The 25,903-nt window shown below is 60.8% G+C and carries 23 protein-coding genes and 2 pseudogenes; 10 read left to right on the forward strand and 15 right to left on the reverse strand.

Annotated features, from left to right (window positions below; translation table 11 throughout):
• Positions 1-113 precede the first annotated feature (113 nt).
• Positions 114-344 (reverse strand): annotated as a pseudogene (locus tag GJB56_RS31790) (SOS response-associated peptidase family protein); the annotation flags it as partial.
• An 898-nt stretch (positions 345-1,242) separates the two neighbouring features.
• On the opposite strand from GJB56_RS31790, the gene GJB56_RS29420 reads away from it, so the two are divergent.
• The 9 genes from GJB56_RS29420 (at position 1,243) to GJB56_RS29460 (ending at position 9,062) form a co-directional block, all read left to right on the forward strand.
• Positions 1,243-1,920, forward strand: a complete 678-nt coding sequence (locus GJB56_RS29420; protein ID WP_113683914.1) for a hypothetical protein — start codon at positions 1,243-1,245, stop codon at positions 1,918-1,920.
• A gap of 4 nt (positions 1,921-1,924) precedes the next feature.
• Positions 1,925-3,211, forward strand: coding sequence for a molybdopterin-dependent oxidoreductase (locus GJB56_RS29425; protein ID WP_113683913.1), 1,287 nt, complete (start codon positions 1,925-1,927; stop codon positions 3,209-3,211).
• 1 nt (position 3,212) lies between these two features.
• Positions 3,213-3,725, forward strand: coding sequence for a hypothetical protein (locus tag GJB56_RS29430; protein WP_113683912.1), 513 nt, complete (start codon positions 3,213-3,215; stop codon positions 3,723-3,725).
• 77 nt (positions 3,726-3,802) lie between these two features.
• Complete coding sequence (locus tag GJB56_RS29435) at positions 3,803-4,408, forward strand: methyltransferase domain-containing protein (RefSeq protein ID WP_230091241.1); 606 nt, start codon at positions 3,803-3,805, stop codon at positions 4,406-4,408.
• Positions 4,408-5,769, forward strand: coding sequence for a hypothetical protein (locus tag GJB56_RS29440; RefSeq protein WP_113683910.1), 1,362 nt, complete (start codon positions 4,408-4,410; stop codon positions 5,767-5,769). The genes GJB56_RS29435 and GJB56_RS29440 overlap by 1 nt, the downstream gene beginning before the upstream one ends.
• 63 nt (positions 5,770-5,832) lie before the next feature.
• The gene (locus tag GJB56_RS29445; RefSeq protein WP_113683909.1) at positions 5,833-6,645 is read left to right on the forward strand and encodes an S-methyl-5'-thioadenosine phosphorylase; all 813 of its coding nucleotides are present in this window, start codon (positions 5,833-5,835) and stop codon (positions 6,643-6,645) included.
• Positions 6,642-7,700: an NAD-dependent epimerase/dehydratase family protein gene (locus GJB56_RS29450; protein WP_113683908.1), complete on the forward strand. Its 1,059-nt coding sequence runs from the start codon at positions 6,642-6,644 to the stop codon at positions 7,698-7,700. The genes GJB56_RS29445 and GJB56_RS29450 overlap by 4 nt, the downstream gene beginning before the upstream one ends.
• Positions 7,693-8,367 (forward strand): glycosyltransferase family 2 protein, encoded by a 675-nt coding sequence (locus GJB56_RS29455; protein WP_113683907.1) that lies wholly within the window; start codon positions 7,693-7,695, stop codon positions 8,365-8,367. The genes GJB56_RS29450 and GJB56_RS29455 overlap by 8 nt, the downstream gene beginning before the upstream one ends.
• The gene (locus GJB56_RS29460; protein WP_113683906.1) at positions 8,364-9,062 is read left to right on the forward strand and encodes a TIGR04282 family arsenosugar biosynthesis glycosyltransferase; all 699 of its coding nucleotides are present in this window, start codon (positions 8,364-8,366) and stop codon (positions 9,060-9,062) included. The genes GJB56_RS29455 and GJB56_RS29460 overlap by 4 nt, the downstream gene beginning before the upstream one ends.
• A 375-nt stretch (positions 9,063-9,437) precedes the next feature.
• On the opposite strand, the gene GJB56_RS29465 is transcribed toward GJB56_RS29460, so the two are convergent.
• The 6 genes and pseudogenes from GJB56_RS29465 to GJB56_RS29490 all read right to left on the reverse strand — a co-directional run bounded on the left by GJB56_RS29465 (position 9,438) and on the right by GJB56_RS29490 (position 17,142).
• Entirely contained in the window at positions 9,438-9,908 is a 471-nt protein-coding gene (locus GJB56_RS29465; protein ID WP_162793442.1) for a GtrA family protein, read from the reverse strand.
• Positions 9,908-10,621 (reverse strand): anti-sigma factor, encoded by a 714-nt coding sequence (locus GJB56_RS32140; RefSeq protein WP_154606712.1) that lies wholly within the window; start codon positions 10,619-10,621, stop codon positions 9,908-9,910. Before GJB56_RS32140 ends, GJB56_RS29465 begins: the two co-directional genes overlap by 1 nt.
• Before the next feature lie 1,227 nt (positions 10,622-11,848).
• Positions 11,849-13,041, reverse strand: a pseudogene (locus GJB56_RS29475) (IS110 family transposase).
• A 614-nt stretch (positions 13,042-13,655) separates the two neighbouring features.
• A complete protein-coding gene (locus GJB56_RS29480; RefSeq protein ID WP_113683903.1) occupies positions 13,656-14,231 on the reverse strand; it encodes a zeta toxin family protein in 576 nt (191 codons plus the stop codon).
• On the reverse strand, positions 14,228-14,605 hold the full coding sequence (locus GJB56_RS29485; protein WP_113683902.1) for a TA system antitoxin ParD family protein: 378 nt from the start codon (positions 14,603-14,605) through the stop codon (positions 14,228-14,230). Before GJB56_RS29485 ends, GJB56_RS29480 begins: the two co-directional genes overlap by 4 nt.
• Positions 14,606-15,189: 584 nt before the next feature.
• Complete coding sequence (locus GJB56_RS29490) at positions 15,190-17,142, reverse strand: cutinase family protein (RefSeq protein ID WP_230091249.1); 1,953 nt, start codon at positions 17,140-17,142, stop codon at positions 15,190-15,192.
• 296 nt (positions 17,143-17,438) lie between these two features.
• Between GJB56_RS29490 and GJB56_RS29495 the strand changes: the two genes are divergently transcribed.
• Positions 17,439-18,509: a PDDEXK nuclease domain-containing protein gene (locus tag GJB56_RS29495; RefSeq protein WP_113683900.1), complete on the forward strand. Its 1,071-nt coding sequence runs from the start codon at positions 17,439-17,441 to the stop codon at positions 18,507-18,509.
• A gap of 109 nt (positions 18,510-18,618) precedes the next feature.
• Here GJB56_RS29495 and GJB56_RS29500 read toward each other — a convergent pair whose 3' ends face one another.
• From GJB56_RS29500 to GJB56_RS29535, 8 genes are all read right to left on the reverse strand, one after another.
• Positions 18,619-19,416: a hypothetical protein gene (locus GJB56_RS29500; RefSeq protein WP_113683899.1), complete on the reverse strand. Its 798-nt coding sequence runs from the start codon at positions 19,414-19,416 to the stop codon at positions 18,619-18,621.
• Positions 19,416-21,266, reverse strand: coding sequence for a hypothetical protein (locus tag GJB56_RS29505; protein WP_113683898.1), 1,851 nt, complete (start codon positions 21,264-21,266; stop codon positions 19,416-19,418). Before GJB56_RS29505 ends, GJB56_RS29500 begins: the two co-directional genes overlap by 1 nt.
• Before the next feature lie 28 nt (positions 21,267-21,294).
• The gene (locus tag GJB56_RS29510) at positions 21,295-21,594 is read right to left on the reverse strand and encodes a type II toxin-antitoxin system PemK/MazF family toxin (protein WP_113683897.1); all 300 of its coding nucleotides are present in this window, start codon (positions 21,592-21,594) and stop codon (positions 21,295-21,297) included.
• Positions 21,594-21,830 (reverse strand): YlcI/YnfO family protein, encoded by a 237-nt coding sequence (locus tag GJB56_RS29515; protein ID WP_113683896.1) that lies wholly within the window; start codon positions 21,828-21,830, stop codon positions 21,594-21,596. The genes GJB56_RS29510 and GJB56_RS29515 overlap by 1 nt, the downstream gene beginning before the upstream one ends.
• A gap of 433 nt (positions 21,831-22,263) precedes the next feature.
• On the reverse strand, positions 22,264-22,890 hold the full coding sequence (locus GJB56_RS29520; RefSeq protein ID WP_230091242.1) for a TetR family transcriptional regulator: 627 nt from the start codon (positions 22,888-22,890) through the stop codon (positions 22,264-22,266).
• Positions 22,891-23,000: 110 nt separating this feature from the next.
• Positions 23,001-23,975 (reverse strand): DUF2637 domain-containing protein, encoded by a 975-nt coding sequence (locus GJB56_RS29525; protein WP_113683894.1) that lies wholly within the window; start codon positions 23,973-23,975, stop codon positions 23,001-23,003.
• A 640-nt stretch (positions 23,976-24,615) separates the two neighbouring features.
• Complete coding sequence (locus GJB56_RS31800) at positions 24,616-24,768, reverse strand: hypothetical protein (protein ID WP_007733689.1); 153 nt, start codon at positions 24,766-24,768, stop codon at positions 24,616-24,618.
• A 158-nt stretch (positions 24,769-24,926) separates the two neighbouring features.
• On the reverse strand, positions 24,927-25,709 hold the full coding sequence (locus tag GJB56_RS29535; protein ID WP_007733691.1) for a ParA family protein: 783 nt from the start codon (positions 25,707-25,709) through the stop codon (positions 24,927-24,929).
• Positions 25,710-25,903: the final 194 nt, after the last annotated feature.

Here is a 25,903-nt window from a genome sequence, read left to right on the forward strand (position 1 = left end):
GTGGGGCTGCTGGTTCACCGTCGCCCCACTTTCCTGGATCCGCGCGTACGTCCCGCACACCCAGGATTCTCGAACACAGGTTCGATAAAGACAGGTCCGAGAGCAGCTGGGCCCTACGCCGGTCGGGCCACTGGCTCGAGCAAACTCGGATCGTTGTTCCTCGGACTGTTCACAGCGGTCGAGACTTCATACGGTTCGAGGTGCGGCTCCGGAACGGAGTTGATCATGGCCTGGACTTCACCTTTGTCGGTGAGTGTCGGGTCGAGCCAGTGTTCCTAGAATGATTCGGGCAGGATGATCGGGGATCTGTCGTGTATGTGCCCCAAGGAATCTGAGGCTGGCCTTATCTACCCCTCGACTAATGCCTAACGGCTAAATCGCAGGGCAAGCAGGAAGTTCAGGACCCCGTCGTCCCGCACATGGCACCGAGTCACGTAAGGCACGGCGGCGCAATCACCGTCGCCAAGACGTCGGTGGCCGCACGAACGGAAGGTCGGGGTCGTGAAGGGCAATCCATGCGCTCGCAGAGAACCGTTTCTATGGCAGCAGAGGGGCGGACACTACCTATACGTATTCGTAGTTCACAACGACGAACCAAACCTGTCATCGACAGGAGTAAAAGCCCGCTCAGCAACAAACCCGGTGGGACTTCAGAATCGACGCCCACGGATGCGCTGACGGTTGCTGGCAGGTGGGGCTGTGATTTTCGTGGCGATGGCATCGCGCATCCGCGCCCCGGGGCCGAAGACTTGATTCTTTAGGTTCGGCCTTCGGCAGGTCGATCTCCTTGTCCTGCCGACCCCGCCGCGAGAACTCAGGTCAGTACGGGCGTGTGGCGGTTCGAGCACGTATCGACATGACGGTGTCGATCACAGTGTGCGTGGTTTGTCTCAATTGGACATACGTCATCGTTGCGACTACTTCACATATGTCTGATTCGTCGCGTCAATCGTGTACATCTGTTTCCAAGCGGTACTTTCACTATTCCGCACTACCAGCAAGCTCAATTCTTATCATCGCCCGATGAGAAAAGAGCAGAAATAATTGCTTCAACTACACAAATTGGCCTATCCAATTCCCCAAATAACAAACTATACATTGCATTTTCTTTACTTAAAGAAGTCCAAGTCTTTAAAGTCGGCCCATTTCAACGGAACCAAATACTTCTGCTTGGCCAATCCGCAACCGTATCGGCGCCGAATGCCTTCCGACACTCATTGTAAATATGGAAGGTTGAAACCCATGATCAACTACCGCAAATCACTCGTCGCGGTGGCTGCCGCAGCGTTGGTACTCACTCCCTTGGCAGCTTGTTCGTCCAATGATGATTCGGGGACTTCGACATCGTCGAGTTCTGCCGCTGCAACGACAACGCAACCGGCGCCGGCCGCCGAGGTCGACAATCTGACCGGCGTCAGTACAGCTGTGAAGCTCGATCCAGGTTTCACCGGAGCGTTGACGACTCTCGGCTTGACTCCCGGTGTCGTCGGATCGGCCACCCTGGCAGATGGCTCGATCAGCTTCCCCATCACCGGCGGAAACGTGAAGTACTGGACTCCCGGCACCGTGGACCCCTACGTGCAGGGAAAGATTTTGCACGACGGTAGCGGGCTCTCATTGGCTGCCGGCGCTACGACGGTCGAGTTGACGAATTTCGACATCGACCCGGGTGCATCGATCCTCAAGGGTGATGTGCTGGTCAACGGCGCTCCGGCGGCGAGCGACGCTGTTCTGTTCGATCTCAACGGTCGCACATTGAAGCCGCTGCAAACAGGCCCGAACGATACCGCGATCTTGCAGGGCACCGAGGTGAAGATTTCCTCTGACGCTGCAGCCTTGTTGAACAAAACCTTCAACACCGATGCAGTGACACCGGGGTTGCTGGTCGGTATCGCCACCATCACGATCGCAACGAAGTAGTCCGATGAGTTACGTAACTGCGAAGGTCAAGGGATTCTTCAATTCCTTCGCGCCTTCGCGGTTGCGGCCTCGTAGTTCCGTCCGAGGTCCGTGGTTGACCTCGGTATTCGGTGCAGTCTTGCTGATCGGTCTCCCGATCGTGATCATCACCGGGTTGTTGTCTTTCATCGCGTACGGTCCCCAATTCGGGCAGGCAATGCCCGATGATGTCGGGTGGCTGCGACTGCCGTGTTTTCAGTGGCCGACGCGACCGTCCTGGCTTTACCGGCTCACCCAGGGCTTACATGTGGGCCTTGGGTTGATTCTCGTACCGATTGTTCTGGCAAAACTGTGGTCGGTGATACCAAAGTTGTTCGTATTCCCACCAGTTCGTACGCCGGCTCAGGCGCTCGAACGGCTCTCGTTGATCGCGTTGGTCGGTGGAATTCTCTTCGAAATCATCACCGGTGTGTTGAACATCCAGTACGACTACATCTTCGGGTTCAGCTTCTACACCGCACATTATTGGGGTGCGTGGGTGTTCATCGCCGGGTTCCTCACCCACATCGTCATCAAGATCCCGACGATGATCCGGTCCCTGCGTCGACGCTCGTTCCGCAGGGAAATGCATACCTCTCTCGCGGACACTCGGCCGGAAGGCGACGACGACACCGGTTTGGTGGCAGAGGAACCCGCACCGGCGACCATCAGTCGCCGTGGAGTGCTCGCGTTGGTCGGCGGTGGCGCCCTCTTGGTGGCAGTGCTGTCGGTGGGTCAAACGGTGGGCGGGTTTCTGCGACCGGCAGCTCTGCTGCTACCGCGTGGACGCTCGTACGGGACGGGGCCGAACGATTTCCAGATCAACAGGACAGCGTCCGCCGCGCAGATCATTGACGATCAGACCGGTGATCGTTGGAGATTGACTGTGAGCGGGAGCGGTCCGCCCGTGGAGTTCAGCCGCACCGCATTGTTGGCGATGTCCCAGCACAGTGCTCAACTTCCCATCGCGTGTGTGGAGGGATGGTCGACAACCGAGAACTGGAGTGGGGTGCGCCTGCTCGATCTCGCCGTGATCGCCGGTGTGCCGCAGCCCGACTCGGCTCTCGTGTCCTCGCTCGAACGCAATGGCCCGTTCAGCACGGCAACGCTGCAGGGGAACCAGACCACCGATCCGGACGCGCTGCTCGCTCTTCGAGTCAACGGTGTCGATCTCTCGCTCGATCACGGCTACCCCGCCAGGATCATCGTTCCGGCTCTGCCCGGGGTGCACAACACCAAATGGGTGCAGTCCATCGAGTTCAGGGGGGCGTGAGATGAGAAAGTTCATCCAGTTCTACGGCGCGAACCCGCTTCATCTCTTGGCAATGCTGTTGTGCTTCGCGCTCGTCGGGTACGCGGTCATGGTCACCGGTCCGGACGCGTTCTGGAACACCGAAGTGTGGTGGCAGTCGATCGCAGTGTGGTTCGTCGGCGCTCTCATCGCTCATGACTTCATTTTGTTTCCACTCTATGCACTTGCAGACAGATCACTCTCAGCTGGGATCGACGCACTGCGAGGCCGCCGCGGTACACGGCCGACGTCGGTGCCTGCGATCAACTACATCCGGGTCCCGTGCCTGGGCGCGGCTTTGACGTTTGTCATGTTCTTCCCGGGAATCGTCAAGCAGGGCAGCGCAACTTACGTCGCCGCCACCGGATTGACGCAGGAGCCGTTTCTCGCGCGTTGGTTGCTTCTCTCCGCAGCGATGTTCACAGCAAGTGCACTTGCGTATTCCGCCCGACTTGCCATCGAAAGCCTTCGAAGCACGAAAGCAGGTGCACCATGACACGGACAATCACATCGGCCGACCCAGTATCGACAGATGTCGTGTTTCAACGCGCTGTTCAAGGACTCCCGTGTTGGATGACAAACGACTCCGGCATCCGCCGACAGGCACCGCTCGAACGCTGGATGGGCGACACACGCACAACACCCGCTGACCGATACGCAGATGCCATCATGCTCGCCCACTGCACCGGCCCTACCCTCGACCTCGGCTGCGGCCCAGGAAGACTCACCGCCGAGCTGACGGTTCGGGGGGTGAACGCTCTGGGTGTGGACACTTCCGAGACCGCAGTGGCGATGACCATCAGCCGCGGAGCACATGCGGTCAACCGAAACATCTTCGATCCGTTACCGCTCGTGGGGCATTGGGCGCACGTCCTGCTCGCTGACGGAAACATCGGCATCGACGGAGACCCGCTCCGGGTACTGCGCCGGGCGGCGACACTCCTCGCACAGGGCGGCGTCGTCATTGCCGAAGTGGAACCGCCGGCCGCCGCACAAGGCATCCGGGTCGGAAAGATGAGGTGGGAAACCGACGTTCTAAAAGGACATTGGTTCAGTTGGGCCACCGTCGGATTGGAAGTCGTCCCCTCTATCGCTGCCGACGCGGGATTACGAGTTGCTCGCACGGTGGAGGTAGGCCATCGATGTTTCGTCTGGCTCACAGCATCGAGTCCGCAGTGATGCAGACGGACGGCATACGCAACTTTCTCCTACGCGATTTCATCGGAGCAGCACTGGCGCTGATGCTCGTAGTGGCCGCGTTTGTCGTGCCCCGTCTCGGGTTGGGCTCGGTGACTCCGATCCTCGACAACACGACCGAGTCCTACAAGGATTTCTCCGACGCGAATCCGCTCTTCGGATTCGTCGACGCTCACCTCGGTTGGGGCACCCCGGTCGCCCTGGTCGTCGCGCTAGCGGTCGTGATGTGGGGGCCGCGCGTCGCCGCAGCGCTCCCGTGGCGCCGTCTGGTCTTGGGTACCTGGGCAACCTCCGCGATCTGGGCGATGTCGCTGGCGATGATCGACGGGTGGCAGCGCGGATTCGCCGGCCGGCTGACCTCACGCGATGAGTATCTGCACGAAGTACACGGGATCACGGATATCCCTTCCGCCCTTGCCGGATTCAGCGATCGGATACTCGATTTCCAGCCCGACTCGTGGACGACACACGTTTCCGGCCACCCCCCGGCCGCGGTGCTGACTTTCGTGTGGCTCGACCGGATCGGGCTCGGAGCAGGTGCATGGGCATCCGCGTTGTGCGTGGCGGTGGGATCGAGCGCTGCAGCCGCAGTGATCCTCACCCTGCGCGCGCTCGGGGACGAGACCATGGCGCGTCGCGCCGCGCCGTTTCTGGCCTTGGCGCCCGCGGCGATCTGGTTGGCGGTCTCCGCGGATGCACTGTTTGCCGGAGTAGCGGCGTGGGGTATCGCTTTGTTGGCCATCGCCGCACGCGGAAGCGGTCGGCGACAGTTCTTCTCGTCGGTTGCGGCAGGCGTCCTGCTCGGGTGGGGGCTCTACCTGAACTACGGGCTGGCCTTGATGGCGGTTCCAGCCGTCGCCGTACTCGTCGTCACGCGCACGGCCCGGCCCCTGGTCGGCGCCGTACCGGGAGCCCTCGCGGTGGCGGCTGTGTTCACCGCGTGCGGGTTCTGGTGGTTCGACGGCTACTTGCTCGTACAAGAGCGCTACTACCAAGGCATCGCATCCTCGCGGCCATTCGCCTACTGGGGATGGGCGAATTTCGCGTCGCTGATCTGCGCGGTGGGCCTTGCCTCCGCCGCGGCGCTGCCACGGGTTCTGACGTGGTCGAAATTACGCGCCCTCTCGCCGGTCAACGTGATGGTGCTCGCCGGTCTACTTGCGGTGATCGTCGCCGACCTGAGCGCACTGAGCAAGGCCGAAACAGAACGCATTTGGCTGCCATTCCAGATGTGGATCCTCGCGGCGCCGGCCCTGTTGCCACGCCAGACACACCGATTCTGGTTAGCAGTGCAAGCGAGCACCGCGTTGGCGATCAACCATCTGATCCTCACCAACTGGTGAGCGACGAAAACTCCGAACTCGGTACCCGCCAGGACCGGACGAGAACTCACCTAAGGACACACGATGACGAAGACCACCGATCACGCCCTCCCCTTCGCCGACATCGCAGTGATCGGTGGAAGTGGTTTCTATTCCTTCTTCGACGACGACTCGATCGAAGTGACACCGCACACGCCGTACGGAGCTCCCAGCGCCCCGATCACGGTCGGAGACGTCGAAGGGCGCAGGGTCGCGTTCCTGGCGCGGCACGGGCGCAACCACGAATTCTCTCCGCATACAGTTCCGTACCGCGCGAACATGTGGGCGCTGCGAATGCTCGGAGTCAGAAGGATATTCGCGCCGTGCGCGGTCGGTAGCTTGTCGGCAGACTTCGGACCCGGCGCAGTGGTAGTGCCTGACCAACTTGTGGACCGAACCAGCGGCCGCGCCCAGACCTTCTTCGACAACGGTGGCGTGCACGTCCAATTCGCCGACCCGTACTGCGCGCAGCTGCGCCTGGCAGCGCTGCAGCCCGACACGATCGACGGCGGGACCATGGTGGTCGTCGAAGGCCCACGCTTTTCCACCCGTGCGGAAAGCCAATGGTATGCCCGCCAAGGATGGACGTTGGTGAACATGACCGGCCATCCCGAAGCGGTACTCGCGCGTGAACTCGAGCAATGCTACGTCGCCATCGGACTGGTCACCGATCTCGACGCCGGCATCGACGCCGGTGACGGGGTGCGTGCGGTCGATGTATTCGCCGAGTTCGAACGCAACCTCGGACCGTTCAAAAAACTGGTGAGAGCCTCGATCGGGTCGGCACCCGATGGGGCGTGCGAGAGCTGCCGCGTTCACGACGGAGTCACACTCCCCATCGAACTGCCGACGCGATGAGGGTGCTGCTGACCGGCGCGGCCGGCTTCATCGGTGGACATATCCGCAGCGCTCTCGCGGGGAGGGGGCACGAGGTGATTGCCGTCGACGCGATGCTGCCCTCCGCCCACGGCGCCGCACCCCAGACACCTCCAGGGATCCACGTCGTCGACGTACGATCCCCCGACGCCATGGCCGAAATGCTCCGAGGGATCGATGTGGTCTGTCATCAAGCTGCGGTCGTGGGAGCCGGCGTCGATGCCGACGACGCCCCGGCCTACGCCAGTCACAACGATTTCGGAACCGCCGTCCTTCTGGCCGCGATGCACCGAACAGGCTGCATGCGATTGGTTTTGGGTTCCTCGATGGTTGTCTACGGCGACGGCCGCTACCGCACCGCCGGCGGTGTGACGGTGATTCCACCAGAGCGAACACGGCATGACTTGGACGCGGGCATGTTCGACAATCGCGACCCGGTCACCGGACAACCACTGACCTGGGAAGCCGTCGATGAAGACGCCCCGCTCCGGCCCCGAAGTACTTATGCAGCAAGCAAACTCGCCCAAGAGAACTACGCTCTCGCCTGGGCATTGTCGACGGGCGGATCGGTCACGGCGCTGCGATATCACAATGTCTACGGAGAATTCATGCCGCGTAACACTCCGTACTCCGGAGTCGCCGCCATGTTTCGCTCGTCCCTGGAATCCGGTCAGGCACCCCAGGTATTCGAGGACGGCAAGCAAACGAGGGACTTCGTCGAGGTTCGTGATGTCGCAGGCGCCAACGTCGCTGCGATCGAGAAACAGCTGCCCGGCTTCGGTGCCTTCAACATCTGCTCCGGACAGCCGATCACCATCGGTGAAGTCGCTAATGTGCTCTCGGATGCCTACGGTGGACCTCCGCCCGCGATCACAGGCAACTACAGGGCCGGAGATGTCCGGCACGTGGTAGCCAGCCCTGTGCGCGCCGCGAACGAGCTGGGTTTTCGGGCGAACATCATGCCAGCCGACGGACTTCGCGATTTCGCGACGATGGCACTACGAGACTGCGAGATTGCGGGGCCTCCGCATGTCTGAGGCTGCCGCAATCCAACCGACCGACGTCACCGTCGTCATTCCATGCCTCGACGAGGCCGGATCGCTTCCCGGGGTGCTCGATCGGGTACCTCCCGGCTACACGGTGATAGTGGTGGACAACAATTCCACCGATCGAAGCGCCGATGTCGCACGTGCCCACGGCGCCCGTGTGATGCGCCAGCCGGTGCCCGGCTACGGCTCAGCTGTCCACACCGGAATCCTGGCCACCACGACACCTGTGGTGTGCGTACTCGACGGCGACGGTTCGATGGACCCCGCGGAACTGCCGCCGATGATCGCAGATCTCGCGGCCGGAGCCGATCTCGTCGTAGGACGGCGTATCCCGCAACGCGGTTGCCGCTGGCCGCTCCACGCGCGATGGGGAAACGCGCTCGTCGCTGCGCGACTGCGCACGAAATATCGACTACCCGTGCACGACATCGGGGCTGCCCGGGTGACTCGAACACGATCGCTGATCGATCTCGAAGTGACCGATCGCCGATCCGGATATCCGCTCGAGCTTCTCGTCCTGGCGGCGAAGGCGGGCTGGACCGTCACCGAGCGCGACATCGCCTACCGGAGCCGCACCGCCGGCCGCTCGAAAGTGTCCGGATCAACGTTGGGCACGATCCGAGCGATTCGCGACTTCTGGAAGGTGATCGGGTGACTACTACATCGAACCACGACGACTTCGCCGTTCTGGTGGTGGCAAAGGCGCCGGTACCAGGACTGGCGAAAACGCGACTCGCGGCCGACGTCGGTGATCGCGCCGCCGCCGAAATAGCCGCCGCCGCCCTACTCGACACACTGCAGGTCGTCGCCGCCACCCCAGTACGCAACCGGATCGTCGCGATCACCGGCGATCTCACTGATGCGGTGCGCGGCGCCGACGTTCGAGATGCACTGAAGGACTTCATCGTCATCGAGCAACGCGGGCGCGATCTCGGTCACCGTCTGGTTCACGCGCACTCTGACACCGCTGCCATCGTCAGCGGTCCGATAGTCCAGATCGGCATGGACACACCGCAGCTGACACCGCAACTGCTGCTGCGCGCGGGAAGAATGCTCCAATGCAGCTCTCCCACAGCAGTTCTCGGGATGGCCGAAGATGGCGGCTGGTGGGTGATCGGCGTGCAGAACGCAGTCGTTGCGGCTGCCATTGCTGCCATCCCCACTTCGCAGCCGGACACCGGCGAGCGAACGAGAGCCGCGCTGAGAGACATCGGAGTACGGGTATTGCCCGTGGCGACGCTGCGCGATGTCGACTACCTCGCCGATCTTCGCCCTGTTGCGGCGCACTGTTCACCTACAAGCCAATTCTGCAGGGCCGTAAACTCTCTCAACCACGGAAGCTCGGCTTAACCCCTCGACGACAAGGCATAACGACATGGCACGCGAATCCACGCGTATCTGACAACATTGTGGTCGAACAAACGCCCTCGACCCTGTACGACCTCATCAGCGATCCGACGCCCATCGGCACGTGGAGTCCAGAAAATATGGGAGCGACCATGCATATCCGCCAGGCGAAAGCGTACCCCGGTATGGAATTCGACGGCCACAACCAACGGGGCGTGCGCGGTGGACCACGTAGTGCACAGTGACCGCGGCGAACATGTTCGACAAGATCGCCACGGGAGGAAAGACTTTCGCCGATTTTCGGCGTGGGAACATCAAGAAAACCCTCGAAAACATCAAGCGAGACATCGAACAAGGACCGCACAGGCTGACCACTACTCACGTGGGAACATGCTCGCCCGAAAATACCCGTCGTAACCCGAGGAACCGCACGATCGTGGCAATCAAGTTCGCGGCGACCAAAACTGACACCTCTAGCATCCGAGAAGGTTCCGGTACTCCGGAGTGCAGCACCAACAATGCGCCGCTGGTCACGACCAATCCCAGAGCAAAGACGACCAGTCCTTGCAGATACTGCCTGATGATTCCCGCGGGGCCTCGAATCCCGAAGGTGAATCGCCGATTCACCGCTGTATTGGCTATCGCAGAAAGCAAAAGCGCCAACATATTCGCGATTTGCGATGCGCAGTAGACACGGAAGATCAGGAAGAGCAGCAGGTATACCCCAGCGCTTGCGCCACCGACCAGATAGAAGCGAAACAGCTGGCTGCGGCAGATGTTCCGTACTCGCGTACACCAGGACGCGTGTATCCCGCCAGACCTCGTCTCACGCTTTCGGATACCGACCATCACGCCAACCATATGACAGCAACCGGCCGCTGTGTCGGCTGTTTCGACCCTCCGGCAGGTTCTACGGTCACCATCAGAGCATCGACGCCCTCGATCCCCGTAATTACTCGTCGGTCGTCCAATCGGCCTGCATCGACAGTCGAGGGCCCCGCTGTCGAAACCATCCACAACTGAAATTCCGACCCGCCTCGTGCCACATCTTCGAGTCCCCTGGCCTCCACCGTTACCGATCGCGGCAGATCCGACACAGTCGTCACAATGGTTCCACCGCCGACTACGTCAGTGTGCATCGTCCGTGCATCCGAAACTGCCACAATCTGTCCCAAACCCGGAATTTCACTTTCCCGATCGAATACGACAGCCCCGGCAACTCCGCCGACGAAGACGATCGCCACCGCTACCATCGCACCGATCTTTTTTGAAAGGTCTCTGCGTATTGGTTGTGCACTTTCACCGCTGTACCGAATTGAATGCTGATGCCGCAACACCCGCGCCCGCAACCGCCGACGCAGACGTGGAGGGGGATCGACTGCCGTCATTACTGCGAGGACCTCCATCGTCGACCTCACCTCAGCGACCTCGCGTAAGAAATCGTCCCTCCGAACGGAATCAGCCAGAGCGAGCCACCGCTCGATCCGCAGCCGTTCGTCGTGCGAGACCGCGTCGAGCGCATAGAGACTGGCCAATTCATCTGTGGTGACGTCTTCATCCATTGCACGAATCCAGGCGCAGTGCAGTACGCGGCAGCGCAGGGGGCATCCAACTCGCCCCGTGGTACCGATCAGGACGATTTCTGAGCAAATCGCTGCACCGCCCGCATACTCTTCGATCAAGTACCACCAGAGCACCTCCAATCAACTCGGGATGGATGCAGGCAAACCTGCTGAACGACATTCGTTGCCGACGACGGTGTGGATGACCACGCACATACGGCTTTCCGCAACGAAACAGCCGAAAATCCATTCAATGTCGGTCGAAGATCTCCATTACCCAGTTCGCAAACTCGCGTGCGCTGAGTCGGTCCCCAAGGTCAGTGAAGAACCCACGATCCCCGATGATTTCTCCAGGGAACGGCTGCGTACGGGTGGCATTGCCTGGCGGTTTTGCGCCATTTCGGCGACGGATAGCTTCCGCCGCTTGTGCACTGAGGGGATGTCGTAGTCAACTATCACCCTCACGACGTCTGTCTCCGCCGAGCCTGGCGTGCAGAACCAGACCCGCCAGGGACCGAAAATCGCGAAGGTATTGCCTTTCGCCGCAGTCCGGCAGCGCCACGGATGGACGGAACCACCAACGCACTCGCGGAGATCGCCTGCTCGACTGTCAGCATGCCTGACGCCAGGCCGGGTATCCCGCCGGTCCTGCGCAAAGCACGGTCTTGGGCTGTCCGTCGACGTCGAGTGCAACGTGGGTACCCGATTCGTCGACGCATACCGTGAGGGTCGTGCCGTGACTTCCAAGCCGATGGTCACCGACGCCTCGGTTCGCTTGCCCTCCATAGAGCAGGAGTTGTTCGATCAGCCGGTGTTCGAAGTGCCCGGAAACAGGTCCCGGAACGGTTGCAGGACAGTGGTTTCGTCCAGTGGTAGGCGAGTCGCTCGACGGCGCGGCCTTTCGGGAGTCCTTGGGGGAAGTTGCCTTTGGCGATTCCGCGAAAGTTGAACGCTGCTTGGTTTTCGATGGGTTTCAGGTCGGCAGTGTGGGAGGTTCATGCCATCGGCGCCGGTGTCGAAGGTGCGGAGGGTGCCGGCCCAGTCGTAGACGTCTTGCAGGATGAATTGGCGAATTTTTTTGAGGTGTTCGAAGTCGAAATTTCCTGTGATGGGCTGATGCAGAATGCCCTGGTAGCGCGGCTTCGCGTTCGACCACGGCGATTTTCACGGGTTGGCTGATGCCGTATTTGTTGTTGAGGACTCCGGGGGGTGTCCCTATGGTTTCTGTCAAGCGGCTTGAGTTGTGGGCGGTTGGTAGAGGGTTTTGGTCTTGAGCATGGCGAATAGGACGTCGCATCGGCGGCGGGCGAGGCAGATGAGCGCCGCGTTGTGTTTCTTGCCTTCGGCTCGTTTTCGGTCGTAGTAGGCGCGGCTGGTGGGGTCGTGCAGCGCGGCAAAGGCCGAAAGAAAAAGTGCTCGTTTGAGTTTCCGGTTGCCCGACCTCGCGGGGTGTTCACCGCGGATCGAGGTTCCGGATCGGTGGGTCACGGGTGCGATGCCGGCGTACGCGGCGAGGTGTCCGGCTGATTTGAATGCCGAACCGTCACCGACTTCGAGGAGGATGCGTGGTGCTGTCCTGATTCCGATGCCTGGCATCGAGATCAGGACCGAGGAAAGAGGGTGGGCATCGAGCATCCTCTCGACGTCCACAGCGATTGTTTTACTTTGTTGCAGTGTCTCTTTGAGCGAGTCCGCCAGTTTGGGTAGAACAGTCTCGGCAGCCGCGGACCCGGGCACCACTACCGTCTGAGACTCGAGTGCGGCGTAGATCTCCGCAACCAGCCTTGCCCCCATCCTGGGTGCGTTTTTGGCGGCGATAGCGGTCAGTTTTCGTTTACCAGCAGCGCGGATGCCGGCGGGGCCACCGCAGCGGGACAGGATCTTGAGCACTGCCGGGTGTGTCACACGCGGTCCGAGGACTCGTTCGAGCGCGGGGTGAATGCCGGTCAGCAGTCCGCGGATTCGGTTGCTGATGCGGGTTGCTTCGCCGGCGAGATCGTCATCGAAACCGATCAGCACATCCAGCTCGGCGAGTGTGTCATCGCCGGTATCTACTCGCCGCAGCGTGTGGGGCATGGTCCGGGCCGTGTCGGCGATGATGAACGCATCCCGCGCATCAGTTTTGGCTTGCCCGGGATACAGATCTGCGATGCGGCGCATCGACAGACCTGAAGGTACGCGACCTGGTGCCCGCAGGATCGGGCGACGGTGACCGGCAGGGCGCCGATCGTGTTGGGCTGATCGACGACGATCAACAGCGGCCCGTGTGTGGCGAGGCGGTCGAACACAGCGCGCAGGCGGCCCTCGTCATTGGGTAGGGCTTTGTCGTAGAGACGGGTTCCGTCGACGGCGAGACCGACGGCGTGATGTTCGGATTTTCCCACGTCGATGCCGCAAAAAACGGCGTAACTCGTGTCCATGAAGCAGTCCTTTGTCCGGTTACCACCGGTCGCCGATCCGACGTCAACACCCGACACCCACGTTATGAAGAGACCTGCTCACGATCAGCGGCCCTGTCCCTATCAGCGGTCCGTCGACGCCCCCACACCCGGCGACACCACCCCCCGGATCATTGATGACAGGGGCGAGAAGTCATACCGGGTCTGGCGACCGTAGCCCTCGGTTTCAAGGACCAGCTAAAAGATAACGGGCGATCTCGTAGGGATCGTTCACCCGGGCTGTGTTCCCTCGCATTCGGCGAGTGCTGCGGCGACTGCGATTTCGACGGCTTTGTCGCCGGCGATTTCTCCGCGTAGTTGCCGGCGGCCCGCTTTCGAGGTCGGCGGCGGTGGGTTCCATGCCTGCCATGCGGTGGCCCCGGGGCACCACAATTCACGTCGTTACCGATGTTCCCGCCAGCCCGTACGTCGTGCCGGCGCCCTGTGGGCGCGATGGCGGCAGCCCAAGCATGTGGGTGTCGGCTTACCCCGTATCGAGGGTCGCGAGGATCTGCTACTTCGATTCGGCGAGCACCTGGAAGGCACACAAAGATATGTGCGGTCACCGTCGCTGAGCGTTGGCTGGGATCGAAAACCTATTTCTGTGCTTTCCGGAACTCAGCCGGAGTCCATGCTGGCCAGGCAATCTCGCCGACCGGATCGCCGTCGACGAACCGGGCAACGATGCGCGTGACATCCGGGGCGGTATTGTCGTAAACGGTCGCATGGTCGGACCGATCAATCGCATCGACGACCAGCGACCACAGCCGCTCGAATCGCTCTCGAATCTTCACCTCAGGAACCGAATGCCCACCCTCGACAACCCGCCCGGCAACACGAGCGACCGACAACTCGACCGGAACCAGGACCACGTGCAGCACGACAACGAAACCGGCCCGGCGCGCATGGTCGATCAACTCCAATTTCGATGGATGCGAAAATACCGTCTCGGCGATGAACGACTCCCCCCGCTCGATCAGGGCCCCGCGCATGGTCGCCGCAATCCGCGCGGCCTCATAGGAATGTTCCTCGGCAGTATCAGGCCAGCGGTCCTTGGCGATTACATCCGCATTGACGAACACGCTGCCCGGAAGCAGCGGCGTGAGACGCTGCTCGACGAACGTCGATTTGCCGGCACCGTTCGGTCCGACGACAAGATCAAGACGTCTCACAAGACGATCTGCGAACCGTCAGGCAGATACTTGACAACCCGGCCGTGCTCGTCGAGCGAAATCGTTGCGCGCCCCTGAACAGCGCGTTCGGCGACATGGTTACCGGTCGCGATCGATTCTTCGAGGGTGGCTGCAATCTCGGCGTTGAATACCGCGCCTTCTTCAGCGGAGAGCACGTTCAGTGGGATACGGCCGGCGAGGGCGGCCTCGACACGCTGGCGTGCGACCTGTCGCTGGTTCGACACCTCGCGACCGACCCGGGCCCAGTGCTCGAGCTGCTGGCGTGCCGAGCGATGCTCTCGCTGTCCTTCTGCTGCCGCGGCATCGACGAGCTCTGATGAGAATCTGGTGACCTTGTCGACGACTTCTGTCATGATTCCTCCTTCGCTACAACACCAAGTTCATTGTAGCAATTTGCTACAGGAGATGTGCGTGCGTGACACCACACCAGACACCAGATTGAACGAGGAAAGAAATAGCTGACTCTTGGACCCGCCCAACAGTCGGAGAATGCACCCGTCCCGCCGACATCGACCGCTTCCGCCCTCGTCCTCTACGCAAGCGAGTCCTGGAAGCAGGCAGCGAAGATCATATTCGTCGCAAGCGGTTTCTATTCGGCGATAGAGCATTTCGGTGAGGGTGGCGTCAACCCGCGAGGAGTAGCCGCTCTTCTGCCACTATTGGTGGAAACCATCTTCGACTGACGCACTTGAGGCTCCTCAACTTCCGTTGCGGTAAGACCGTTCTGCGGAATCTCTCGTTGAGTGAATGAAGTGACATCGAAAGCTGCCGATCCTTTGTGCCCCGATTTTTTCGACGTGTCCGGGTGAGACGAGCCCGAACTCTTGCTTGCGTGGATGTTCGCGATCGATGATGCCCGCTTCGGGCCCAGGGCTGACGTGGAACATCCCTTCGTTATGTGAGCATTGAGAAGCCGGATTGTGGGCGCGGTATCGGATCATGCTGCGCGTCCGATCTGCAGATTGAGCCATTCGGAGATCCACTGGATCGCATTGCGGCCCGCGTTGTCGACGACGAGAGAGTTGTAGTTCTGGTGCGCTCCGGAGGCGAAGAAGGACGCCGCGTCGAGTCCCTCCCCTACCAAGGAGGCAAGGTCGTTAGCGCCCTGTGAGTTGGCCATGGTGGTCAACGCGCCGGCCAGTGCTGGGAGATCCAGATCCTGTGCCTGCGCGGTATCGGTGGACGCGGCCGTCGCGGACTGCTTGCCGAGCAGCGTCGGATCAGTCTTCGTAGCTTTACCGGAGAGCATGTTGACCGCGACAGAGGCGATTTCGAGTCCGACCGGGACGAGGCCGGTCATGGCAGCCCCGGCACCGAGTGGGTCCGGGAGTTGTCCTGGCGGTGGGAGCAGCTTCTCGACTGCGGCCCAAGCGATTTCCTGCACCTGCCCAACGAGGTTTGCGAGCTTGATGATGTCGACGCCTCCCAGGATCGACGCGACGAGGGCGGCGACCTGCGAGTAGCCGGACGGATCCGGGATTACCGACAGGACCTGCGAGACCCATTTCAGATCGACACCGGAAGCCATTTTCACCAGCGGGGAGACCTGGTTGTTCAGATCCCCGGCGATCTTGTGGGCACCGTGGGCGTCGAGCGCGGCGACCTTCTGTGGAAGAAGGTTCAGGTTCGCCAGGATCGCAGGCATGTCCAGGGAGGTGATGCCGGTGGCGACGTTAAGAGCTTGGTTGACGACTACCGTGGGTTTGAGGACGGAGAGAACTCCAGACGCGGTACTGAGGACGTCACTCGGTGTCGCCAGGAGCGGGGCGATCTGGCTGTCGAGGCTGCCAGCAGCAGTCGACAGGGAGGTCAGGTCCGGAGATGCGGCCGGCAGCGTCGTGGAGCCCTTGTTAGCGAGCTTGCTCGCGGTGTCGGCGATCGCGGTCACTGTCGAGAGCGCACTGCTGAGATCCGATTGGCTGGCCTTGTCCAGAACCTGGCTGGCATTGTTTTCAGCCGTCCCGGCGGCAGCTGCAGCGAGTTGCCCGTTCGCTGCAGGGTTGGCGGCACCGGAGCCGAGTAGTTCAGCGAGCGGGTTGATGGTGTTCGCCAGAGTTGTCGCGTTGGAGGCGACCTTCTCGAGGTCGACTGTGCCGTCCGTCTTCGACAGTTCACTGGTCAGATTGCCAGTGGCTGTGGCGAGGCTGGGAAGGTCGGCTTGGGAGAAATCTGACGCCAGTGCGGTGGCCAGGTGTGAATTGCCGTCTACCTGGCCATCACGTCCATTATTCGGAGCGTCGGTGAGCACTGAACCCAGCGATCCAAGCAGCGGACTCGAACCCTTCTGGATCGAGCAGTAGAGGTCTTTCGGATCGCAGATCGACGCGACCCGGCCCGACAGCTTCCCCATGCCCTGCGGCCGCGGATCAGCGATACCCTTTCCTGACGGCTTCGGGCCGATGACTGCTTCACCGTTCGTTCCGGAACCGGGATCGGCGAGGAGCCCGACCGCGAGGACTTGCTCTGCCTTGATGGGGCCGGAGCCATTGCCGATTTCAGAGGCAAGATCACCTGTGATGTCCGCACCCTGAGAATAGCCGGTGATGGTGAACTTGATGCCAGAGCACTTCGTTGCAATCTCGGAGATCACATCCTTCGCCCTCGTCAAACCATCAGACTTGCTGTCTGCGTAGGTTTTTCCGTTGTCGAAGGCTCGGGCCATGTACGGCAGAGTGTAGATCTGGGCCGCGCTACCGTGCTTGTCCGCGAGGCTGTCGGCGATCGGTTTGAGCATACCGACCGGAATCGAGGGATCGGCGTCTTCTGCGGTTTCCCAGGTTCCCGGGATGAACAGGTTGAAAGTCTTCGAGCATCCGTTCGATTGGGCGGACGCGATGCCCGGCGACATCAAAGCGATGGAGGCTGCGGCGACTGTTGCCGTCATCAGCATGCATACCGGACGGTGGATGGTCGAACCTAGGAACGGCATGAGAACCTTTCTCTACCAGGGAACACGATGTACCTGTCCGCGCGCGGACTGGTCTGAAGCGCCCGATTTCAGGTGAGGGCCGCTATGGTGCTGGACGTATTCACTCCGATCAACGCGCCCTGTGAAGAACTGAGCAGCGCGAGGGGCGTTCATGCGTCGAGTGCGCATCCACCCGATTCACCACGCCTGCGGACTGCGGTGTCCCGTGGGGGCATGTCCGGTGGGCGTTCCCAGTAGCGCTGGGTAAAGATGGACGGGTGAATGCTCCAGCCGAACTGCCCGCCGACTACACCCAGCTTCTCGATCATCTCAAGTCGCAAGTTCGGCAAGCGCGAGTTCGCGCCACCCGAATCGTCAACACCGAACTCCTCAGCCTCTATTGGGACATCGGGCACGCGATCGTGCAGCGTCAGGAGGCCGAGGGCTGGGGTTCAAAGGTGATCGACAGGCTCGCCGTCGATCTCCGATCCGCCTTTCCCGACATGCGTGGTTTGTCGCGAACCAATCTGAAGTACATGCGGCAGATGGCGAGCATCTGGGGGCGCGATGCAATTGGCCAACAAGCTGTTGGCCAATTGCCGTGGGGTCATGTGACGGTATTGCTCGACAAACTCGATAACCAGTCCGACCGCGACTGGTATGCATCAACTGCTGCTGAACACGGGTGGTCGCGCAATGTGCTGCAAAATCAGATCAACAGCGGTTTACGTCGCAGGATCGGTGCGGCACCATCGAACTTTCGGGATCATCTTCCAGCCGAGGATTCCGATCTCGCTCAACAGTTGGTGCGTGACCCGTATGTCTTCGATTTTCTCGATATCAGCGAACGTGTCGCGGAGCGGGAACTGGAGTCCGCGCTGATGCGTCGGCTGGAGCAGTTCCTTCTCGAGCTGGGACATGGGTTCGCTTTTGTCGGACGTCAGTACCATTTCGAGGTCGGTGATCAGGATTTCTACATCGACTTGCTGTTCTTCAACTGGGTGCAAGCGAGGTTCGTCGTCGTCGAGTTGAAGGTAGGCAGGTTTGAACCGGAGTATGTCGGGAAGCTCGGCTTCTATGTTTCGTGGATCGACGACAACCTCCGCAACAAGGACATCCACGCACCGACTGTGGGGATCTTGCTCTGCGCCGGCCGCAACGACAACGTCGTCCGATATTCGCTTGCCGGCACAACTGCACCCCTCGCCGTAGCCGACTACACCTATGAGACTCTCCCCTCCCAGGTTCGCGCTCTCGTTCCTACCGACGACGAGATCGCGGCAGCAGTCGAAGCCACCGTCTCCGCACTCGACTCCCAACTGCCTGCCAAACCTGACGACCCCGACTGAGAGCACCTTCGATTCCAGACCTGACAGACGGGCTGATCGATGTGGGTGTTCGATCCGAGGGTCCGAGAACGGAATTCCCCGTCCTGTCCGGCACACCGGGAGGCAGCTTCTACGTCCAGTCGATGTGGACGGATTCGATGGAGTCGAAGTGAAATCCGAACTCGTCACCGTACTGGTCGAAACCCTTGTTCTCGGGGTAGTCCATTGTGGCGTGACGTTCGAGGATCGCCACCACCCGGGCATGATCGTCATTGGCCAAAGCCATGGCGAGTTCCCGTGTTTCGTCGAGACTGAAGGGACTGTCGGAGTTCGCGAAGTCGAGGGTACGCACTCGGTAGTCGTAACCTTCCTCGGAGCCGTTGCGGACGGACACTCCCCCGCGGACTCGGATGGTGGCCTTCTTGGGTTGTCCGTCGGGTCGTAGTACGCCGGCGCGGTCCATGATGTCGCGAGCTTTGACGTTCTTGAGTTTCCTTTTCGCATCGGCGCGCAGCTCGTTCGTTTCGCCGGAACGGTAACGAGAGACCGCAGATCGTGAACGGCCGATTTTCTTTGCGACAGCGTCGATTCCGCCGAGACGTTCGATGGCGGCTCGCCGTTGCGCACGTTCGGTGACGTCGGGGTGCGGGATTCGTCCTTGCTGCGCCCAGCGGCGCAGTGTTCGGTCAGATGGGGGCTTTCTCCCGGCGTCGACAGCTGCTTGCCGCAGGCCTTCTTTACCGATTTCAGTACGGAGCTGACGTACGGAGACTTTGCTGGTGAGTCCGGCCAATCCCCCACTTTTGACTGACTTGGACTTTTCGATCCCGCTGGTCGCTGCTGTCGAGACGGATACGTTGAGGCCGTCCAAGCCGACGGTCTTTTGTGCGGGTTTGGTAGATCGTGGTTTTGGAAGATGCAGGGCCACTATATGTTTCCTTCATCTTCGTCGGTGAACGCAGCTTTGAGTGCGAGGTTGATCTCGTGGGTGTCGCGGGCGTCGGTCAACATAGCCGTGATGTCGTCGGTGAGCGGTGCGTGCTTTTCGAGAGTCATCTTCCCGAGTGCATCACTGTCGTCTGCAATGTCGATGCCCGGGGGCAGGGGGTAGACCCAGGAGTCGGTGACCGTGCGCAGTGGCCATCGGCCGGTTTCGCGAGCGATGCGCATCGCGACGCGACGGCCTCGCCAGCGGCAGTGTGCGATGATCGCTGCTCGCCAGAGCGGTTGGTGGTGGTGTTGCATTTGTTTGGCGGTCCACATGTCGGGGTTGACCATTCGGCCGATGTAGCCCTTGTAGCAGGCGCCGATGAACCGTTTCATTGCTGTGTCGCCGGTGTCGACGGCAACTTTGCGGGCTTCGCGGAGGATCTTGGCCCACTTGTCGAGAGCTCGACCTTGTTCGGGGTAGACCCATGCTTCGGTGATGTCGAGGTCGTCGAGTTCTGCGCCGATTCCGCCATCTGCGATGGACGTTTGCAGTGCGTCGAGGCTGACGGTGGTGATCCAGGTCTGGACAGGTTGGTCGGCGAGCATGTGTGGGTGAGGCAACGGTAGAGCGGGTGGGAGTGCCAGCATGTCACCGGGTGGGAGGGTTACATGCCAGAGTCCGAACGGGGTTTTCGGTTGCCGGGCAGCGTCGAGCGCGTTCTCGCCGCGAAGATGTCGGGGTTTTCCGTAGCCGAATTCGAGCATGCCAGCGGAAGCGAGGTATGCCGCTCGTTGGTCTATCGATACCAGTTGTGTTGTGTCGGCGAGTTCTTCGAGGTCCGGGATGCGTGTCCATCCGACTGCAGGTTCGAGATCTCCGCGGGGTTCGCCGTCCAGCGGTGGGACGGGTCCACCGACGGTGACGACGATTCCTTTACCGCTGCGGGTGCGGTCGCGTTTGATCTTGTCGACGATGGCGGCGCCGGTGCGTGCTGGGGTGGGGCCGGGTAGTACGCCGAGGTGTTGTGCGCACCAGGCGAGTCGGCGTCCCAGTTCCTGTGCAGCGGGGAGGTCGTCGTCGGGGAGGTAGGTTCCGGCGGTGGGTGATCCGAGGATTCCCATGTCTCCCACGCGATTGCCCCATCCGAAGTCTTTGTTCCAGTAGGTCCACACGTAGGGTTCGATGAAGATGTCGACCATGGATGTGAAGTTCCCGGTGGTGCGGGAGAGGTGAACGACGTGGCCGGGTTCTCCGCGGAGTTCCCATCCTGCGGTCAGCATTGGGGTCAGCGTGGCATGGAGTATCGCGGTGAGTTCTTCGGCAGCGCGGGTGCGGAGGATTTCCATGTCGTCGACGTCGTCTTCGCTGCCTGGGTCGATGATCCATCCGATCATTTCGCAGGCTTCGATTCCGACGATCCAGATCTGGGCCGGTGCGCCCAGCGGGGTGAGCGTTGCCCATCTGATGAGTTTGTCGAGTTTTTCGATGGAATCTACTGGGCCGGTGAGCGTGTGGCCGGATGGTGTGTAGGTTCCAGCTGCTGTGACAATGACGGCGTGGCCGTCTGCTGACTCGCCGGCGGGAGGAAGGGCGGCCGGTTCGGTTGCGCCCCGTTCGGACGCCTGGGTGGGTTCCGGTTCCACGTCGTTGGAGCGCTCATCCGGAGGGGCGACGATGCCGTCGGTTCGGGGGCGCTCCGCGGCGCCGGATTCCGTTTCAAGACAAGCGGTGTCGTCAACGTCGAACAAAGAAGGCTGGTCTGGTTCGGGAACTTCGTCCGAACGAGTAGCGGATTCTGGTGTTTCGAGCTCGAATAGCGTGAACTGCTCCCCTTTCTTCAGCGCCATGTTTCATCCTTTCCGTTCACTGTCGTCATCATTCGAGATCGAAGGCGGCGCGCACGGCTATGGACAGTGATTCTTCTTGTGCTGGCAGAAGATAACCGATGATGTTGCCGAGTGCACTGACGGGAATGGTGGTGATGTGGTCGCAACTGACCACCGCGTCGGCGGATATTCCGTTCGCGGTACTGACGGACACCTCAGTGGACAGTCCTCGGATCTCGTCGGTGATGGGCGCTACCGTGACGGTCCCGAGGTGTGGACGGACCACCTCTCGGGTGAGTACGAGGACCGGCCGTACTGTATCGAGGTTGGCTTCGTGAATTGGTCGCATCAGGTCAAGCCTGTTGGCTGTCGATTCACGGCGTGGTGGGCGAGGGCACTCAGATCATGTTCGGATGTTGCGGCCGAGAGGATCTCCGCGTCACGTGCGGCAATCTGACGGCGACGCTCCCGTTCGAGAGCGCGCAACACTAGCGAGGCCCGCGAGGTGGCGCGATGTTCCCTGACTTCGTCATCGAGAAATTCCACGATCTCGTCCGGTAGTCGTACCGCGATCTGCGTGCTCATATGCCAATGTTACCGAAATGGGATTCGTTTTGGTACCACTATCGTGTGCGAGTTGTGGAACCGATCATTTCAACGGGAGGCGAGGATCGATGAAGTACTCAGCGGCCCTAATGCGGCACACCTTCCCACGCACACGGTTTCCGCTGTCTTCATCGGGTCGATCTATATCTGGTGTTCTCCAGTCTCAGTGACGGTCCCGTCGATGGTCACGTCTTCACGTCGGCACGGCTCGGATCGCTGAAATATTCGCCATGAGACAAAGCGCTTCGGGGATTCGACTCTCGATGCCTGACACGTTGTCGCCCCTCTCGACGACGCGACTGCCTCGCTACCGTCGAGGAATTAGCAGTACACCGTGTACACGGTTGGCGACGTCACCGCGAGAATTGAGTCCGGTTCCTCTCCCCTACTCACGACCTCGCCAGCGCGCGAACTACGCATCTGAGATCAAGTACGCGTTCACTAAGTCGTCGATGCGCGAAGTGAAATCTCCAGGGTCGCCGAGTACCTGTATGACTTGAACTGCGCCGATAAATCCCGCGCACAGATTCGCTGCCAGGCGCTGGGCCGCGGAGGCGGGGAGCTGTCCGTCTGCGATCGCAGTATCGACGAGTCGGCCGGCGAGTTCCACCCACTCACGGAATGCCGGGGCCGCGATATCGAGACCTGCTTCTGTCGTGAGTCTGAGGCCGGCCCGGGCCAGCGCATCGTCAGCGATAAGCACCGCCATACCATTGAAAAATGCAGCCAACTGCTCGAGCGCTGGCAGCCCTGATTCGTCGGTTGATTGTCGAGTTCGACGGAGCGCGGTCAACCAGTGGTTGATGAGTTCTCGCGCGATCGCTTCCTTGGAATCGAAGTGGAAGTACACCGCTCCTTTCGTGGAGGCAGCCTCCGCGATGATGTCGTTCAACGAGGTGGCGGCATACCCATCGATCGAGAAGGAGCGTGCCGCCGCCTTGAGGATCTTTGCCTTCGTCTCGTGCGCTCGTTGTTGTCGGGGTCGTTGGAGCTGCTCGGACGGAACAATCAAGTGGCGTCGGTCGTCTTGGTCAGTCAATGCCGGTTCCTTACCTGCAATCTGCGCGGACTCTTCGATTGGTCAACCCCTCCATGATGACGCGATTCCTGCCCCTCGGAGAGCGTGACTTTGGTGCGTTGCGGCGCTTCTCACGTCGTAGTGACGAGTTGGTCGGTGAAATGGACGTCGGAGGCTCGCATGTCGATGAGCGGCGGGTTGTCGAATCCGGCCGCTCGGGCCGCGGTGTCGAATTTTTCGTATCGGCGCCACGAGGTCGATGTTGCAACAGGAGGATCGGACGTCTGGGCGATCATCTCCCAGGTGAGGGTCGGGTCTGCAAGCTTGCGTCGTGCGGTGTCCTTGACAGCGTCGGGCAGGTCCGATGTGGCAATGAACAATTCGAGTTCGGCGTGCTCCGCCGCCTTTTCCTTCGACGGTTCCGGGTCCACTGAGGACCTCGTTTGTTCGGAGGGGCTCTGGTGCGGAGCGCTTTCCGGTGCTTGATGCGTTTCTACGACGCCGAGAGGGTGTTGGACTGCTTCGGCTGTTTCGTTTCGCATGACGACGCTTTGCGTAGCGATCGTGCCCACGCCTGCAGCGGCATTGTCGATCTCGATTTTGTAGTCGGAATATGCGATACCCGTTGCTTTGATCAGGATTCCAAGACCGTGTGTGAAGGCGAGTACAAGCACCGGGGGGATGATCGCGATCATGGCTGCAACGGCGGGGGCGAGAGGCGTGTAGCCGATACTCTGACCTGCCGCAACGGCCTGTTGCGCAACTGTTGCGGAATGGAACGCATGGTAAGCGTTCCCGAGGATGCTGATCGCGACCACCGCAACAGCAACAGCAACGTAGAAGTACTTGTCGCGTCGATGCATCTTCAGTTTGCTCAGAATGACGATGGCTACGGTGGATCCGAAGATTGCACTGTCAACGATGACGGGAAAGATCCATGCGAGGTTTTCGGGGATGGTTCCTTGGCGCGCGAGGTCCCGCTGGACTGCGAATGAGAGGACAAATGCGCCTGTGGTGATCCCGATTGCGATGAAAATCGCGATGAGAAGTGCGGCGATCAGTGCTCCAAGCTGGATCCGCGCTGCGCGCAGACTAAAATCACCCATGATCGGGTTTTCCTTCCTACAAGGGGTGTTCTCGGTCTGGAGTCCCGCTGGTTGCCGCCGGCGGGGCTCCTCCTGTTTTCGGAAGATTTCTTCTGGTGGAACTCCTGCATTTCGTCCGCTTTGCGTGCGGTGAGGGTTGACAGCGATTTCTGGCGGTCGTATCCGGGCGTCGACTGATGCTTTTTGCGTCGCAGTCAAAGCACGTCGGGGATGTCGTTCGAGCTGCGTACGTGTTGATCTCAGAGGGACGTGGGGTGGTCTGCAATTTTGCGTGAGAATTGCGTGACGGCAGCGGATTGTTCACGCAAATTGCTCGAGGCTTTGCGCTGCCAAGGCTTCCAAGTTCTACAGAACGGTATGTCAGCAGATGAGAGGGAGATGGCGTTGCACGCACCCAGCAAGGACTTCCCACCCCGGGGGCGGTTCGCCTCGCGCCCGCACCCGACGGCCGGCCACTCTCAATATCGAGGTCCTTGGAATGCCTCCCGCGTGCATGCCTATCGGCTGTCGCGCTAAGCGCCTCTAACTAGGTCTTCCAGCCGACACACAAGATGCCCTCGCCCGTGACAGAACTCCACAATCAAGAATCAAAGAGATTCCATCACTGCGTGCACGCCGTGCACGCCGTGCACGCAATCTCCTACAGTCCCCTGGCCTTCAAGTATTCGTCCAGCGCAGCCTCGGTCATCGATGCCTCGCTAATTTCGCGATCGCCCGTCTCGTACCGCAATTTGTCGACACCACGCCGGAGGCGATCCTTGGTCGAAGGTTTGATGCGCGTGTTGTGGGTCATCGACAGCTTCTCCTCCTCATCTTTGCGAGTACTGAGATCCGCTGAAGGTGATGGTGGCGGAGCTGCAGGTGCCGCAGGGGTCGTGTCTCCCCTGGGCGGACGTTCCGGGATGAGTTCAGCCGGATGTGTCTTGCGAATGGCAGGTTCCCGCTTCACGCTCATGCCGGGGCTCCGATCACGATGGGCAACTCAGCGAGCAAGTCACTGTAGGCAAGTTGCAGTGTCAATGCTTTCCCGCCCTTGAACTGGTGGATCGGAGTGCGATTCGAGTGCGCGTCCTGGCGGGCCGCGAGTTCCGGGATCGAGGTCTTGGCGACGAGCGAGCCGTAGGTTTCCCGTAGCTCGCTCTCTCTGAACTCATGTTCGCCGGTGGATCGTTTACGACTGATCACGATCTTGTCGAATTCCAGCTTCGGATTCGCCCGTTTACGAACGGTGTCGATTGTCTCTTCGAGCTTCTGAACACCGCCGACGCTGTCGATTGTGGGTTCGGTGATGGCGACAACGCCATCTGCTGCAATAAGAACCGCGAACAGCACCTTGCCCATATTGGGAGGGCAATCGAAAAGCACGGCGTCATAAGGAGAAAGGTCGAGCCCTTCGAACGCAACGTCTAGGCGAAACACCAGGTCATTCGACCCATCCGATTCGATTTTGCCGAGCTCTTCGTCCGCGGGAATGAGGTCGACGCCATCCCATGGGGTGGCGATGATCGCCTCGGCTGCAATGCCTTCCCTGGTCTGGTTCATGAGGTGGTAGGCCGTCATCATGCCCTCTTCGAGAGTGACGCCGAGGCCGCCGGTCGTATTGCCCTGCTGGTCCATGTCGACGACAAGCACTTTTCCGCCGACCGCGGTGATGGCGCTGGCAAGCCCGAGAGTGGAGGCCGTCTTGCCTACGCCACCCTTCTGGTTGCCGAGTGCGATTTTGCGTGGCTGCATTGCGGACCTTTCATCGAGGGCGTTGACACTTGCGAGGCGTGCATTGCGTGTGAACCACGCGCTGCATGCAATATGTGCATTGCTTGCTGTGTGCGCAATCCACGCTGTACGTGGGATGCATGCAGACTGTGCGTTACGAGCGATCTGAGCACCGCATGCTAAGCCTGCTCCGCTCGCTAACCACGCACACTGTG

The sequence above is a fragment of the Rhodococcus sp. AQ5-07 genome, assembly GCF_009707305.1.
Lineage (GTDB): Bacteria > Actinomycetota > Actinomycetes > Mycobacteriales > Mycobacteriaceae > Rhodococcus_F > Rhodococcus_F erythropolis.

Excerpts from the sequence above, each read along its gene's own strand:
- GJB56_RS29420 (WP_113683914.1), top strand. The coding sequence starts at position 1,243 with ATGATCAACTACCGCAAATCACTCGTCGCGGTGGCTGCCGCAGCGTTG.
- GJB56_RS29425 (WP_113683913.1), top strand. The coding sequence starts at position 1,925 with ATGAGTTACGTAACTGCGAAGGTCAAGGGATTCTTCAATTCCTTCGCG.
- GJB56_RS29430 (WP_113683912.1), top strand. The coding sequence starts at position 3,213 with ATGAGAAAGTTCATCCAGTTCTACGGCGCGAACCCGCTTCATCTCTTG.
- GJB56_RS29435 (WP_230091241.1), top strand. The coding sequence starts at position 3,803 with ATGACAAACGACTCCGGCATCCGCCGACAGGCACCGCTCGAACGCTGG.
- GJB56_RS29440 (WP_113683910.1), top strand. The coding sequence starts at position 4,408 with ATGCAGACGGACGGCATACGCAACTTTCTCCTACGCGATTTCATCGGA.
- GJB56_RS29445 (WP_113683909.1), top strand. The coding sequence starts at position 5,833 with ATGACGAAGACCACCGATCACGCCCTCCCCTTCGCCGACATCGCAGTG.
- GJB56_RS29450 (WP_113683908.1), top strand. The coding sequence starts at position 6,642 with ATGAGGGTGCTGCTGACCGGCGCGGCCGGCTTCATCGGTGGACATATC.
- GJB56_RS29455 (WP_113683907.1), top strand. The coding sequence starts at position 7,693 with ATGTCTGAGGCTGCCGCAATCCAACCGACCGACGTCACCGTCGTCATT.
- GJB56_RS29465 (WP_162793442.1), bottom strand. The coding sequence starts at position 9,908 with ATGGTCGGTATCCGAAAGCGTGAGACGAGGTCTGGCGGGATACACGCG.
- GJB56_RS32140 (WP_154606712.1), bottom strand. The coding sequence starts at position 10,621 with ATGGATGAAGACGTCACCACAGATGAATTGGCCAGTCTCTATGCGCTC.
- GJB56_RS29485 (WP_113683902.1), bottom strand. The coding sequence starts at position 14,605 with ATGACAGAAGTCGTCGACAAGGTCACCAGATTCTCATCAGAGCTCGTC.
- GJB56_RS29490 (WP_230091249.1), bottom strand. The coding sequence starts at position 17,142 with ATGCTGATGACGGCAACAGTCGCCGCAGCCTCCATCGCTTTGATGTCG.
- GJB56_RS29505 (WP_113683898.1), bottom strand. The coding sequence starts at position 21,266 with ATGGCGCTGAAGAAAGGGGAGCAGTTCACGCTATTCGAGCTCGAAACA.
- GJB56_RS29510 (WP_113683897.1), bottom strand. The coding sequence starts at position 21,594 with ATGCGACCAATTCACGAAGCCAACCTCGATACAGTACGGCCGGTCCTC.
- GJB56_RS29515 (WP_113683896.1), bottom strand. The coding sequence starts at position 21,830 with ATGAGCACGCAGATCGCGGTACGACTACCGGACGAGATCGTGGAATTT.
- GJB56_RS29525 (WP_113683894.1), bottom strand. The coding sequence starts at position 23,975 with ATGGGTGATTTTAGTCTGCGCGCAGCGCGGATCCAGCTTGGAGCACTG.
- GJB56_RS31800 (WP_007733689.1), bottom strand. The coding sequence starts at position 24,768 with ATGACCCACAACACGCGCATCAAACCTTCGACCAAGGATCGCCTCCGG.
- GJB56_RS29535 (WP_007733691.1), bottom strand. The coding sequence starts at position 25,709 with ATGCAGCCACGCAAAATCGCACTCGGCAACCAGAAGGGTGGCGTAGGC.